Source organism: Salipiger marinus (assembly GCF_035481585.1).
GTDB classification, from domain to species: Bacteria; Pseudomonadota; Alphaproteobacteria; order Rhodobacterales; family Rhodobacteraceae; genus Salipiger; species Salipiger marinus.
On the sequence record NZ_JAYKSL010000015.1, the window covers coordinates 53018 to 66339 of the forward strand.

General features: G+C 67.4%; 11 protein-coding genes and 3 tRNA genes. 4 read left to right on the top strand and 10 right to left on the bottom strand.

The features are described from left to right. Nucleotides 1-93: 93 nt before the first annotated feature. A complete protein-coding gene (gene hisB, locus VK682_RS18395; protein ID WP_089848985.1) occupies nt 94-681 on the bottom strand; it encodes an imidazoleglycerol-phosphate dehydratase HisB in 588 nt (195 codons plus the stop codon). A gap of 125 nt (nt 682-806) precedes the next feature. Between hisB and VK682_RS18400 the strand changes: the two genes are divergently transcribed. Then, the gene (locus tag VK682_RS18400; RefSeq protein ID WP_089848983.1) at nt 807-1046 is read left to right on the top strand and encodes an Lrp/AsnC ligand binding domain-containing protein; all 240 of its coding nucleotides are present in this window, start codon (nt 807-809) and stop codon (nt 1044-1046) included. Between the two features lie 117 nt (nt 1047-1163). On the opposite strand, the gene VK682_RS18405 is transcribed toward VK682_RS18400, so the two are convergent. From VK682_RS18405 to VK682_RS18435, 7 genes are all read right to left on the bottom strand, one after another. After that, nucleotides 1164-1238, bottom strand: a tRNA-Gly gene (locus VK682_RS18405). Nucleotides 1239-1282: 44 nt separating this feature from the next. After that, nucleotides 1283-1357: transfer RNA gene (locus VK682_RS18410), tRNA-Gly, on the bottom strand. A 44-nt stretch (nt 1358-1401) separates the two neighbouring features. Beyond that, nucleotides 1402-1476 (bottom strand) — tRNA-Gly (locus VK682_RS18415). Between the two features lie 237 nt (nt 1477-1713). After that, entirely contained in the window at nt 1714-5163 is a 3450-nt protein-coding gene (locus tag VK682_RS18420) for a pyruvate carboxylase (RefSeq protein WP_230797241.1), read from the bottom strand. A 161-nt stretch (nt 5164-5324) separates the two neighbouring features. Next, entirely contained in the window at nt 5325-5753 is a 429-nt protein-coding gene (locus VK682_RS18425; RefSeq protein WP_230797242.1) for a CoA-binding protein, read from the bottom strand. A gap of 347 nt (nt 5754-6100) precedes the next feature. Further along, nucleotides 6101-8392, bottom strand: coding sequence for a xanthine dehydrogenase family protein molybdopterin-binding subunit (locus VK682_RS18430; RefSeq protein ID WP_230797243.1), 2292 nt, complete (start codon nt 8390-8392; stop codon nt 6101-6103). 80 nt (nt 8393-8472) lie between these two features. Continuing rightward, the gene (locus VK682_RS18435; RefSeq protein ID WP_230797244.1) at nt 8473-9600 is read right to left on the bottom strand and encodes a type III PLP-dependent enzyme; all 1128 of its coding nucleotides are present in this window, start codon (nt 9598-9600) and stop codon (nt 8473-8475) included. Between the two features lie 81 nt (nt 9601-9681). Here VK682_RS18435 and VK682_RS18440 point away from each other — a divergent pair, with 81 nt between their 5' ends. After that, nucleotides 9682-10143 carry an Lrp/AsnC family transcriptional regulator gene (locus tag VK682_RS18440; RefSeq protein ID WP_230797245.1) on the top strand — a complete coding sequence of 154 codons (462 nt, stop codon included), beginning with the start codon at nt 9682-9684 and terminating at the stop codon, nt 10141-10143. A 152-nt stretch (nt 10144-10295) separates the two neighbouring features. Beyond that, on the top strand, nt 10296-11201 hold the full coding sequence (gene truB, locus VK682_RS18445; protein ID WP_230797246.1) for a tRNA pseudouridine(55) synthase TruB: 906 nt from the start codon (nt 10296-10298) through the stop codon (nt 11199-11201). A 7-nt stretch (nt 11202-11208) separates the two neighbouring features. Here truB and VK682_RS18450 read toward each other — a convergent pair whose 3' ends face one another. Next, a complete protein-coding gene (locus tag VK682_RS18450; protein WP_230797247.1) occupies nt 11209-12036 on the bottom strand; it encodes an alpha/beta fold hydrolase in 828 nt (275 codons plus the stop codon). Beyond that, nucleotides 12036-12713 carry a haloacid dehalogenase type II gene (locus tag VK682_RS18455; RefSeq protein WP_230797249.1) on the bottom strand — a complete coding sequence of 226 codons (678 nt, stop codon included), beginning with the start codon at nt 12711-12713 and terminating at the stop codon, nt 12036-12038. The genes VK682_RS18450 and VK682_RS18455 overlap by 1 nt, the downstream gene beginning before the upstream one ends. Nucleotides 12714-12890: 177 nt before the next feature. Here VK682_RS18455 and VK682_RS18460 point away from each other — a divergent pair, with 177 nt between their 5' ends. Beyond that, on the top strand, nt 12891-13319 hold the full coding sequence (locus VK682_RS18460) for an FKBP-type peptidyl-prolyl cis-trans isomerase (protein WP_089848967.1): 429 nt from the start codon (nt 12891-12893) through the stop codon (nt 13317-13319). Nucleotides 13320-13322 lie beyond the last annotated feature (3 nt).

The window sequence follows — 13322 nt, forward strand, 5'->3', positions numbered from 1 at the left end:
CTTTACCCTGCCGCGCCTGCGGCGCGAGGGGCAGCGCCCCTCGCCTTTTCAGACTGCCGCGCCAGAGGCGCGAGGGGCAGCGCCCGGCAGCTGTCACAGCGCGCCCTTGGTCGAGGGGATGGCGTCGCCTTTGCGGGGATCGGGTTCCACCGCCTCGCGCAGGGCGCGGGCCACCGCCTTGAACACCGCCTCGACGATATGATGCGAATTGACCCCCGACAGCGCCTCCACATGCAGGGTGATGCCGCCCTGCGCCGCAAAGGCCTGAAAGAACTCGCGCACCAGTTCGGTATCGAAGGTGCCGATCTTTTCGGTGGGCAGATCCACGTTCCAGACCAGATAGGCGCGGCCCGACAGATCAAGGGCCGCCCGCACCAGCGCGTCATCCATCGGCAGCAGGCAGGAGCCGTAGCGCCGGATGCCGCGCTTGTCGCCAAGCGCCTGTGCCAGCGCCTGCCCCAGCGCGATGCCGGTATCTTCCACCGTGTGGTGGTCGTCGATATGCAGATCGCCCGCGGCCCGCACCACCATGTCGATCAGCGAATGCCGCGCCAGCTGGTCGAGCATGTGGTCGAAGAATCCGACCCCGGTCTGCATGTCGTAAACGCCGCTGCCATCCAGATCGAGACTGACCTCGATCTTGGTCTCGGCGGTGCTGCGGTGGATCTGGGCCTTGCGCATGGGGCTCTCCGGGTTGGTCCGGCGGCCCTTATAGGCAGGACCGGCGCGCAGGCCAAGCCCTTGGACCCCGCGCGGGCTTGCGGGCGGCGGGGGGCTGTGCCAGCCTGCTCCAAAACGAGGAAGCCATGACCACCTGCGTCTTTGTCCAGATCCGCTGCAAGCCCGGCACCACCTATCAGGTTGCTGACGGCATCGCGCTCAAGGAAATCCATTCCGAGCTCTATTCCACCTCCGGCGAATGGGATCTGCTGCTGAAGCTCTACATCCCCGAAGGCGCCGATGTCGGGCATTTCATCAATGAAAACCTGCTGGACGTGCCGGGGATCGAACGGTCGCTGACCACGCTGACCTTCAAGGCGTTCTGAGCCCGGCCCGCCCGGGCGGGCGGCGCGGCCCAGCCCGCGCGCCCCGCCGGGGCCGAAAACGCAAACAGGGCCAACCCGAAGGCGGCCCCGCATCACGCAGATCGGTGGATTGATGAATGGAGCGGGCGAGGCGATTCGAACGCCCGACCCTAACCTTGGCAAGGTTATGCTCTACCCCTGAGCTACGCCCGCGCTGCCATTCATCTGCGGCGGAGTGATCCGCCATTTGGTCCATCTGGAGCGGGCGAGGCGATTCGAACGCCCGACCCTAACCTTGGCAAGGTTATGCTCTACCCCTGAGCTACGCCCGCGCTGCCATTCATCTGCGGCGGAGTGATCCGCCATTTGGTCCATCTGGAGCGGGCGAGGCGATTCGAACGCCCGACCCTAACCTTGGCAAGGTTATGCTCTACCCCTGAGCTACGCCCGCAGTCCTGATGGGTGAGGGCGATTTAGAGTCTGCGGCATGTCTCTGCAAGAGGAAAATCATCCCGCCCTGGCATTTTTTCCCGCCCGCGCCGCGCCCTGCCGAAAAGACCCGCCTGGCCGCAGGGGAAACGGGGTCTGAAGCCCCGCTTGTCCCCTGCCCCAGAGTCCCAAACAGAAACCCCGCGGCCAGAGCGTGCTGGCCGCGGGGCTGGGGCGGATCCGCCGCAGAGCGGGCCGGTCAGGCCTCGTCGAATTCGATCAGCAGATCCTTGGCGTCGATCTGGCTGCCGGGGGTGACATGCACCGCCTTCACCACCGCGTCGCGTTCGGCATGCAGGCCGGTTTCCATCTTCATCGCCTCGATCGTCACCAGCAGGTCGCCCAGCTTCACCGCCTGCCCCGCCGTCACCACGACAGAGGCCACCACGCCCGGCATCGGCGCGCCCACATGCGCGGGGTTGCCCATCTGCGCCTTGGGCCGCGCCGCACTGGAGGCCTTGGCCTTGCGGTCCGGCACGCGCACGGTGCGGGGCTGGCCGTTGAGCTCAAAAAACACCCGCACCTCGCCATCGTCCTGCGTCTCGCCCACGGCGATCAGGCGCATTTCCATGGTCTTGCCCGGATCGATCTCCGCCGAGATCTCTTCACCCGGCTCCATCCCGTAGAAATAGGTCCGCGTCGGCAGCACCCGCACCGGCCCGTATTCCAGATGCCGCGTCATGTAATCGGTGAAGACCTTGGGATACATCAGATAGCCGTTAAGATCCTCGCCATCGATGGTCACCTCCTCGAACTTCGCCTGAAGCTCGGCGCGGGTCGCCTCCAGATCCACGGGCGGCAGGTGCTTGCCGGGACGTTCGGTGTTCGGCGCCTCGCCCTTCAGCACCTTTTTCAGGATGCCTTCGGGAAAGCCGCCCGGCGGCTGGCCCAGATTGCCGCGCATCATGTCGATGACCGAATCGGGAAAGCTGACCTCGGTCTTCGGATCCTCGACCTGCGCCCGGCTCAGCCCCTGGCTCACCATCATCAGCGCCATGTCTCCCACCACCTTGGAGGAGGGCGTGACCTTCACGATGTCGCCGAACATCATGTTCACGTCGGCATAGGTCTTGGCCACCTCGTGCCAGCGCTCCTCCAGCCCCAGCGACCGCGCCTGCGCCTTGAGGTTGGTGAACTGCCCGCCGGGCATCTCGTGCAGATAGACCTCGGAGGCGGGCGCCTGCATCCCCGATTCAAAGGCCGCATACTGCCCGCGCACCGCTTCCCAGTAGTTGGAGATCTCGCGGATCACGTCCATCTCCAGCCCGGTGTCGCGGTCGGTATGGCGCAGCGCCTCGACGATGGAACCCAGCGTCGGCTGCGAGGTATTGCCCGACAGCGCGTCCATGGCCGCATCCACAGCGTCCACCCCGGCCCTGGAGGCCTCCATGATGGTGGCGATGGCGGCACCGCTGGTGTCATGGGTGTGGAAATGGATGGGCAGCCCCACCTCTTCCTTCAGCGCGCGGATCAGCGCACCTGCGGCAGAGGGTTTCAGCAGCCCCGCCATATCCTTCAACCCCAGCACATGCGCGCCCGCGTCGCGCAGATCCTTGCCCATGGCGACATAGTATTTCAGATCATACTTGGCCCGCGCCGGATCAAGGATGTCGCCGGTATAGCAGACCGTGCCTTCGCAGATCTTGCCGGTCTCCAGCACCGCATCCATGGCGACGCGCATGTTCTCGACCCAGTTGAGGCTGTCGAACACCCGGAACACGTCCACGCCCGACTCCGCCGCCTGCGCGACAAAGCTCTGCACCACATTGTCGGGATAGTTGGTATAGCCCACGCCGTTGGAGGCGCGCAGCAGCATCTGGGTCAGGATGTTGGGCATCTTGGCGCGGATGTCGCGCAGCCGCTGCCACGGGCATTCCTGCAGGAACCGGTAAGCCACGTCGAAGGTGGCGCCGCCCCAGCATTCCACGCTGAAAAGCTGCGGCAGATTGGCGGCATAGGCGGGCGCCACCTTGATCATGTCGATGGACCGCATCCGCGTCGCCAGCAGCGACTGGTGGCCGTCGCGCATCGTGGTGTCGGTGATGAGCAGCTTCTGCTGCGCCAGCATCCAGTCCGCCACCGCCTGCGGCCCCTCGCGCTCCAGCAGGGTGCGCGTGCCGGGCAGCAGCGTCTCGGTGCGCGATTCGGGCGGGCGGGCGGGCTTCAGATCCGCCGCCGGGCGCGCGCGCCCCGCCACCTCGGGATGGCCGTTTACGGTGATGTCGGCGATATAGGTCAGCACCTTGGTGCCCCGGTCGCGGCGCTTCTTGAAATCGAACAGCTCCGGCGTCGTGTCGATGAATTTCGTCGTATACTGGTTGGTCAGAAACACCGGGTGTTTCAGCAGGTTGATGACGAATTCGATATTGGTACTGACGCCCCGGATCCGGAATTCGCGCAGCGCCCGGTCCATGCGGCGGATCGCGGCCTCTGGAGTCGGCGCCTTGGCGGTCACCTTCACCAGCAGCGAATCGTAATAGCGGGTGATGACCCCGCCCGCATAGGCCGTGCCGCCATCCAGCCGGATGCCCATGCCGGTGGCCGAGCGATAGGCGGTGATGCGGCCATAATCGGGGATGAAATTGTTGGTCGGATCCTCGGTGGTGATCCGGGTCTGCAGCGCGTGGCCGGTCAGGCGGATGTCATACTGGCTGGCCTTGCCGGTGGCTTCCGCCAGAGACTTGCCCTCGGCGATCATGATCTGCGCCTGCACGATGTCGATGCCGGTGACCTCCTCGGTCACGGTATGCTCGACCTGCACCCGCGGGTTCACCTCGATGAAGTAGAACTTGCCCGTCTCCATATCCATCAGGAATTCGACGGTGCCCGCGCATTCGTAATTCACATGCGCGCAGATCTTGCGGCCCAGCTCGCAGATCTCCTCGCGCTGCGCCTCGCTCAGATAGGGGGCGGGCGCGCGCTCGACGACCTTCTGGTTGCGGCGCTGCACCGAACAGTCGCGTTCATAGAGGTGATAGATGTTGCCCATCTTGTCGCCAAGGATCTGCACCTCGACATGGCGGGCGCGGATGATCATCTTTTCCAGATAACCCTCGCCATTGCCAAAGGCGGCCTCGGCCTCGCGCCGTCCCTCCAGCACCTTTTCCTTCAGTTCCTTCGGGCCGTTGACCGGGCGCATGCCGCGCCCGCCGCCGCCCCAGCTGGCCTTCAGCATCAGCGGATAACCGATCTTTTCCGCCTCGGCCGCGATGGCCTCCCAGTCATCGCCCAGCACCTCGGTGGCGGGGATCACCGGCACGCCCGCCTCGACCGCCACCCGCCGCGCCGAGGCCTTGTCGCCCAGCGCCCGCATCGTTTCCGCGCGCGGCCCGATAAACGTGATCCCCGCCGCGTCGCAGGCATCGACAAAATCGGGGTTCTCGGACAGCAGGCCATAGCCCGGATGGATCGCATCCGCCCCCGACAGCTTGGCCACGCGGATGATCTCGGGGATCGACAGATAGGCGGCGACCGGCCCCAGCCCCTCGCCGATGCGATAGGCCTCGTCCGCCTTGAACCGATGCAGCCCCAGCTTGTCCTCTTCCGCGTAGACGGCCACGGTCCGCTTGCCCATCTCGTTGGCGGCCCGCATGATGCGGATGGCGATCTCGCCACGGTTGGCGATCAGGATCTTCTGGAACTCGGGCATCTGGTCCTCCTTCTGACAGGGGCCCCCCACGGACCCCGCACCGGCAAGAGAATGCGATGCCGCGTCGCAGCGCAAGAAGATTTCGCCTGCGCCGGGACCGCCCCGCTGGTTTCTTCTGACCGGAAATATCCCGGGGTGCGGGGCAGCGCCCCGCCCGACCCTCAAAGGCCGGCGTCGCCCAGAAGCCGCGGGAATTCGATCTTGGGACAGCGGTTCATCACCACATCGACGCCCCGCGCGCGGGCCAGCGCGGCAGCACCGTCATGCACGACGCCAAGCTGCATCCAGATGGTGCGCAGATGCGGCAGATGCTCCAGCGCGTCCTCGACGATTTCCGGCACCGCGTCGGAGCGGCGGAAGATGTCCACCATATCCACCGGCGCATCGACGTCAGCCAGCCGCGCCCGCACCTCTTCGCCAAAAAGCATCATGCCCGCATGGCCGGGATTGACCGGGATCACCCGATAGCCCTGCTGCACAAGAAACCGCGCCACATAGTGGCTGGGCCGCACCGGATTCAGCGAGGCCCCCACCACCGCCACGACGCGGCTGCGTTTCAGGATCTCCGTCAGAAGGGCATCATCGGTCATGCGCCCAGTGTGCCACGGCTGCGGCAAAAGAAAACCCGTGTCGTGGGCAGAATTGCTTCCCCCCTGCCCCGGCGGCTCCCCACGGCAGCGGCATCAAGCAGGCCTCGGCCATAACCCGCACCGGCGGCACCGGCAAACCACCGGCCAGAACGGCGCGGCCCCGCACAAGAAAAAGCGCCCGGGATGAACCCGGGCGCAAGTCGTGGAACGAGGGACAGTGAAGGGTGCGCGGGGGTTCCGGATCCGCGCTCCTGATCCAAAGATAGGCGAAAATGCCACATCCGGAAGCCCCCTCAAGAAGACGTGAAGAATTTTCTTGATCTTCCCTCCCGGATTTGGCAGGCGCCCTATTCCGCCGCCATCCGGCTGCCCTGCAGCATCTCCCAGACCCGGTGCGGGGTGAAGGGCATATCGGCCTGACGGATGCCCCGATCCCAGAGCGCGTCCTGCACCGCATTGGCCACGGCAGCCATGGATCCCACCGTGCCCGCCTCGCCGCAGCCCTTCATGCCCATCGGGTTGCCGGTAGAGGGCACCGGTTCCACGTCAAAGGCGATCCACGGCGAATCCTTGGCGCGCGGCATGGCGTAATCCATGAAGGTGGCGGTCAGAAGCTGGCCGTCCTCGTCATAGACCACCCGCTCGGTCAGCGCCTGACCCAGACCCTGCACCACGCCGCCATGCACCTGCCCCTCGGCCAGCATCGGGTTGATGAGATTGCCGAAATCGTCGACCACCGTGTATTTGACCACCTGCGTCACGCCGGTGTCGGGATCAACTTCCACCTCGCAGAAATGCGCGCCATTGGGATAGGAGCGCGCGTCGATGGCGGTGCGGGCCGACCATGTCAGCAGATCCTCGCGGCCCTTCTCGCGCGCCAGCGCCGCCACTTCCAGCATGGTGGGGGTCAGGTTCGACCCCTCGGCGCGGAAGCGTTCGTCATCAAAACGCACCTCGTCCGGATCCACGCCCATCTCGCCCGCAAGGAATTCGGTGAAGCCCGCCACCATGTCGCGCACGGCGGTCAGCGTCACCGTGGCCTGCGTGGTCACCGAGCGCGAGCCGCCGGTGCCCCCGCCCCGTGCGATCAGGTCGCTGTCGCCCTGCACCACCTCGATGGCCTCGAACGGGATGCCGGTCTGGTCGGACAGGAACTTGGCATAGACCGTCTCGTGGCCCTGCCCGTTGGACTGCGTGCCCACATAGATCAGCGCGCCGCCCTCGGGGGTGAATTCCACCCGCACATCCTCCGACGGATCGCCAAGGATGCTTTCGATGTAATAGCACAGGCCCAGCCCGCGCAGCTTGCCCTGCGCTTCCGATGCGGCACGGCGCGCGGCAAAGCCCGCGATGTCGGCATCCGCTTCGGCATGGCCCAGCACGCGGGAGAAATCGCCCACGTCGTAATTCTCGCCGGTGACGGTCTTGTAGGGAAACTCCTTGATGAAGTTGATCCGGCGCAGCTCCTGCGGATCCACCCCCAGCTCGCGCGCGGCGCGGTCCATCATCCGCTCCAGCACATAGATGGCCTCGGGGCGGCCCGCGCCGCGATAGGCATCCACCTGCGTGGTGTTGGTGTAGAACCCTTCGCAGCGCATCCATGCGTTCTGGATGTCATAGGTGCCGGTCAGCACCTTGGCAAAGAGGATCGACTGGATCGCCTGCCCGAAATTCGAGTTATAGGCGCCAAGGTTGCACAGCGTGTGCACGCGGTAGGCGGTGATGCGGTTCTCGGCATCAAAGGCCAGTTCCGCCATGGTCACCAGATCGCGCCCGGCATGGTCCGACAGCATCGCCTCGGTCCGGTCGGACATCCAGCGCACCGGCTGGCCCAGCTTCATCGCGGCAAAGGCGATGGCGAAATATTCCGGGTAAGGCGCGGCCTTCATGCCGAAGCCGCCCCCCACATCGGGATTGGTCACGCGCACATTGGCCTCGTCCAGACCAAAGACGCGCGCCATGTCGCCCTTCAGCCCCCAGACCCCCTGCCCGTTGAACGCCACATGCAGACGGCTGCCATCCCATTCCGCATAGGCGCCGCGCGGCTCCATCGCGTTGACGATGACGCGGTTGTCGCCCACTTCCAGCCGCACGACCTTGGCCGCGCTGTCGATGGCGGCAGCGGTTTCCGCCTCGCGCCCCATGCCGAAGTCAAAGGCGCGGTTGTCCGGCGCCTCGGGATGCAGGGCCTCGCCCCCGGCGCAGATGTCCAGATGCGCGGGCAGTTCGGTATAGTCGAACTCGATCAGTTCGGCGGCATCCTGCGCCGCCTGCAGGCTGTCGGCCACGATCAGCGCCACCGGTTCGCCCACATGGCGCACCCGCTTGTGCGCAAGCCAGGGCCGGGTCGGCGCCGCCCCCTTGCTGCCGTCGCGGTTCTCCATGACCACGCCGGTCATGGTGATGTCGACCTCCGCCGCCAGCAGATCCTCCACCGTCACCACCAGATGCACGCCGGGCGCCTGACGCGCCGCCTCCACATCCAGCGCGTCAATCACCGCATGCGCCACCGGAGAGCGGAACATGATCCCGTGCAGCGCGCCCTCGGGCGCGATGTCATCCACATAACGCCCGTGCCCGGTGAGAAAGCGCACATCTTCGCTGCGCCGCATCGCCTGCGCCTTGCCGAATTTTTCCATGGGTCTCCTCGCGGTCTGCCTTTGGCCGCGACTGTAGGCAGATGACCGGCAGAGTCCAGCGCCCCCGCCGCCGACCCGGCTCAGCCTGCGGGCATCCGCACCATGCTGCGCGCACCATAACCATTGAAGCCGGTGACCAGCGCCCGCGAATAGGCGCCCATGCCCTCGATCAGCAGGAAGTCTCCCTCCGCCAGATCCTCGGGCAGCGCCACCGGCTCGGGCAGCCGGTCCAGACTGTCGCAGGTCGGCCCGAACACCACCCGCGGCAGGCCCGCCCCCGACCGCGGCGTGCCGTCGGGCGCGAAGATCCGCAGCCGGTCAAGCGGCCCCATGTCGCGCCATTCCGCCAGCCCGCCATAGATGCCGTCATTCAGGAACACCGCCTCCGGCGCCACCGCCTTGACCCGCAGCGCCAGCATCAGCGCCTCGGCACAAAGCGCGCGGCCCGGCTCGCAGACCAGATCGGGGCCGTCTGCGCCAAAATGCACATCCCGCGCCCGTTCGATGGCGGCAAAGATCGCGCGCAGATCCGGCGCCTCGCCGCCGCGCCGGGCAGGAAAGCCGCCGCCGACATTGAGCCGGTGCAGCCGCACGCCTGCCGATGCCGCCACCCGCGCCGCCGCCGCGATATAACTCTCCCACGCGGCGGGATCGGGGCATTGCGTGCCCGGATGAAAGGTGACCGACGGCACCAGCCCCATCGCCGCCACCTCGCGCAGCAGCAGCCCCGCCTCCTCGGGGCCCGCGCCGAACTTGGCGCCAAAATCATAGACGGCGCCCGCCACCGGCAGCTTCAGCCGCACCGCCACTTCGGTGCCGCGCGGCAGCGCCGCCAGCTTGGCCAGCTCCCCCGCGCGGTCCACCGACCATGACACGCAGCCAAAGCGCAGCCCCTCGGCCACCTCGTCGCGCGACCGCACCGGGTTGTGGTAATGCAGCACCGCCTCGGGGCAGATCCCGCGCACCAGCGCCATCTCGGCGGGGGAGGCCACGTCAAACACCGTGATCCCCGCCGCCACCAGCCCCTCCAGCAGCGCCGGATCGGGATTGGCCTTCACCGCATAGCTGACTTCTCCGGGAAACCCCGCCAGAAACGCCGCCGCCGTCTCCGCCAGCCGGTCCGGGCAGAACAGGAACACCGGCGCGTCGGGCAGATTGGCCCTCAGCCAGCTGTCGGCGGATGTGGTCAGGGTGCGGTCGTGGTTCATCAGGGGCCTCCATGTCGGTCAGAGCCAGCCTGCCAGCGATCCCGCTCGATTTCAGGCAGCAGATCTGCCAGACTGACCGGCATGTCTGGACAGAATGACGACACCGCACCGCAGATCGACGAAACCGACCGCGCGCTGCTGGCGCTGCTGGCCGCCGATGCGCGCCGCCCCGTGGCCGATCTGGCGCGCAGGCTCGGCCTTGCCCGCACCACGGTGCAGGCCCGCATCGACCGGCTGGTGGCGCGCGGCGTCATCGCGGGCTTCACCCTGCGGCGCGGCGCGGCGGGCCGCGCGCCGATCCGCGCCACGGTGCTGGTCACGCTCGAACCCCGCACGCAGGCCGACCTGCTGGCGCGGCTGCGCCAGATGCCGGTGGTGGATCAGGTCCATACCGTGTCGGGCCGGGTGGATCTGCTGCTGACGCTCAGCGCCACCAGCACCGCCGAACTCGATGCCACGCTCGACCGCATCGCCGAGGCGCGCGGCGTGCGCAGTTCGGAAAGCCTGATCCATCTCAGCACCAAGCTCGACCGCGACGGCTGATGCGGCTTCATCTTGCCCCTGAACTCCGGGGGTGAATTGGGGCAAAGCCCCAAGAGGGGGCAGCGCCCCCTGCCGCTCCCGCCACGCAGCACAATTGACAGGACGCGCCCCGGCCTGCTAACGGGCGCGCTTCGTCACAACCGGAGCAGACTATGGGACGCAAGAAGGGCCGCGACATTTCCGGCTGGCTGGTCGTGGACAAGCCCGCAGGCATGACCTCCACCTCGGTGGTGAACAAGGTCCGCTGGGCGCTGGACGCAAAAAAGGCGGGCCATGCCGGCACGCTCGACCCCGAGGCGACCGGCGTGCTCGCCGTGGCGCTTGGCGAGGCGACCAAGACCGTGCCATGGATCACCGATGCCCTGAAGGCCTATCGCTTCACCGTGCGGCTCGGGCAGCGCACCAATACCGACGATGCCGAGGGCGAAATCCTCGACACCAGCGATCTGCGCCCCACCGACGCGCAGATCAAGGAGGCGCTGCACGGCTTTGTCGGCGAGATCCAGCAGGTGCCGCCGCAGTTCTCCGCCGTGCGGGTCGATGGCGAACGCGCCTATAAACGCGCCCGCGACGGCGAGACGATGGATCTGGTGGCCCGCCCGCTCTGGGTGGAGGAACTGCTGCTGGTCGACCGCCCCGATGCCGATCATGTCGAACTGGACATGGTCTGCGGCAAGGGCGGCTATGTGCGCTCCATCGCGCGCGATCTGGGCGAGGTGCTGGGCTGCCATGGCCATGTGCTCAAGCTGCGCCGCATCTGGTCCGGCCCGTTCGAGGCCTCGGACGGGCTCAGCATCGACCAGATCGACGCGCTGGCGAAATCGCCCGAGCTTGACGCGCATCTGCTGCCCTTGGAAACCGGGCTGGCCGATCTGCCGGAACTGCGCTGCACCGCCGAAGGCGCGGCACGGCTGCGCAACGGCAATCCCGGCATGGTGATCCCCTCCGAGGCCGAATATGGCGACGAGGCCTGGGCCTCGTTCGAGGGCCGCGCCGTGGCCGTGGGCGTCTACAAGGGTGGCGAGCTGCATCCCAGCCGGGTCTTCCTGCTGGGCTGATCGCGCCTCAGCCCAGCATCCGCAGCCAGCGCGCCAGCGCATCCAGCGCGGCGGGCTCGTCCAGAAATGGCACATGACCGCGCCCGGGAATCTCTGCCGCGATCATGTCCGGGCGGCGCGCGGTCATCTGCGCAAAGGTCTCGGGCGACAGCAGGTCGGATCCCGCGCCGCGCAGCGCGCACAGCGGCAGGCCCTTCAGCGCGTCGAAAAGCGGCCACAGATCGGCGGCGGGCTGCGCGCCGCTGCCGAGCACCGCCTCGCGCAGCGCCGGATCATAGGTGATGACCAGCCCCTCCGGCGTCTCGCGGTAGAATTTCTCCACCTCGGCGCGCCAGCGGGAGGCGGGCACATCGGCAAAGCCGCGCATCACCGCGCCGCGCGCCGCCGCTGCCTCGTCATGGCTGCGCCAGACCGGGTTGCGGCCCAGATAGCCCTTGATGACCTCCAGCCCCTCGGGCGCGATCTCGGGGCCGATGTCGTTCAGCGCCACGCCCAGCAGACGCGCCTTGGCGCTGGCCGCCAGCACCATGGCGATCAGCCCCCCGCGCGAGGTGCCCAGCACCGCCGCCTGCGCCAGCCCCAGATGGTCCAGCAGCTCCAGCGCGTCGCGCGCCTCGGTGGGGATGGTGTAGCTGGCGGGATCGCCCCAGTCCGACCGCCCGCGCCCGCGATAATCCAGCCGGATCAGCCGCACCTTCGCGGCATCCAGATGCGGCGCCAGATAGTCGAAATCCCGCCCGTCGCGGGTCAGCCCGGCAAGACACAGCAGCGGCAGGCCCGCGCCTTCGTCGGTGTAGAACAGCGTCAGTCCGTCAGAGGTGACAAATTCTGGCATCACAGCAGCTCCGGCAGGGAGGACAGGTCAGGCAGCACATGGGCCGGACGCGCCATCAGCCGGTCCTCGGGCTCGCCCGCGCGGTTGACCCAGACCGTGGCAAAGCCATAGGCCGCAGCCCCCGCCGCGTCCCACCCGTTGGAGGAGACAAACAGCACCTCTGCGGGGTCGGTTCCGAACCGCGCCCCCACAAGGTCATAGACCGCGCGGGCGGGCTTGTAGATGCCCGCCTCCTCCACCGACAGCACCGCGTCGAGCGCGCCGCCGATGCCCGCGTGATCCACCGCCGCCTGCAGCATGTCGGGGCTGCCATTGGACAGGATCGCGCAGCGCAGCCCCCGCGCCTTGAGATCTGCCAGCAGCGCGGGCACCTCGGGATAGGCGTCCAGCGCGCGGTAAAGCGCCATCAGCCGGGCGCGCATCGCGGCATCGGACAGGCCCTGCCGGGCCATGGCCCAATCCAGCCCATCTAGGGTCACCTGCCAGAAATCGACGTGATGCCCGGTGATGGCGCGCAGCCATGTGTATTCCAGCTGCTTGCGGCGCCAGTCGGTGGCCAGATCGCGCCAGAGCGGACCCAGCGGCTCCATCCCCGGCTCGGCGGCGGCGCGGCGCGCGGCGGCGGACACGTCGAAGAGCGTGCCATAAGCATCAAAGACGCAGGTTGTCAGGGTCATGACCGGCCTCCCATGCCCCGAACGTGACATGCGCGGCCCCGCCGGGAAAGGCCAAATTCCGCCCCCGGTTTGCATTCAGGGGCAGGCTTGCTTAAGTTGGGGCGGAGCAAACGAGTACCCGTCGTGACAGGCGGCCTCGATCATTCACCAATTTCCCCCAAAGATACGGAGTTTCTCATGACGCAGGTCAAGACCGGCGATACCGTCCGCATTCATTACACCGGCACGCTGAACGATGGCACCCCCTTCGATTCCAGCTCGGGCCGCGACCCGCTGGAATTTACCGTGGGATCGGGCCAGATCATCCCCGGCCTTGAAAAGGCCATCCCCGGCATGGCCGTGGGCGAGAAGAAGACCGTCGAGGTGCCCGCCGAGGATGCCTATGGCGCCGTGCAGCCCGAAGCCCGCCAGACAGTGCCGCGCACCGAAATTCCCGACCACATCCCGCTGGAGCTGGGCACGCCGCTGCAGGTGCAGACCCCCACCGGGCAGGTGGTGCAGGTGACCGTGGCCGAGGTGAGCGACAGTGAAGTGACGCTCGACGCCAACCACCCGCTGGCCGGCAAGGATCTGACCTTCGCCATCGAACTGGTCGAAATCGCCTGAGCC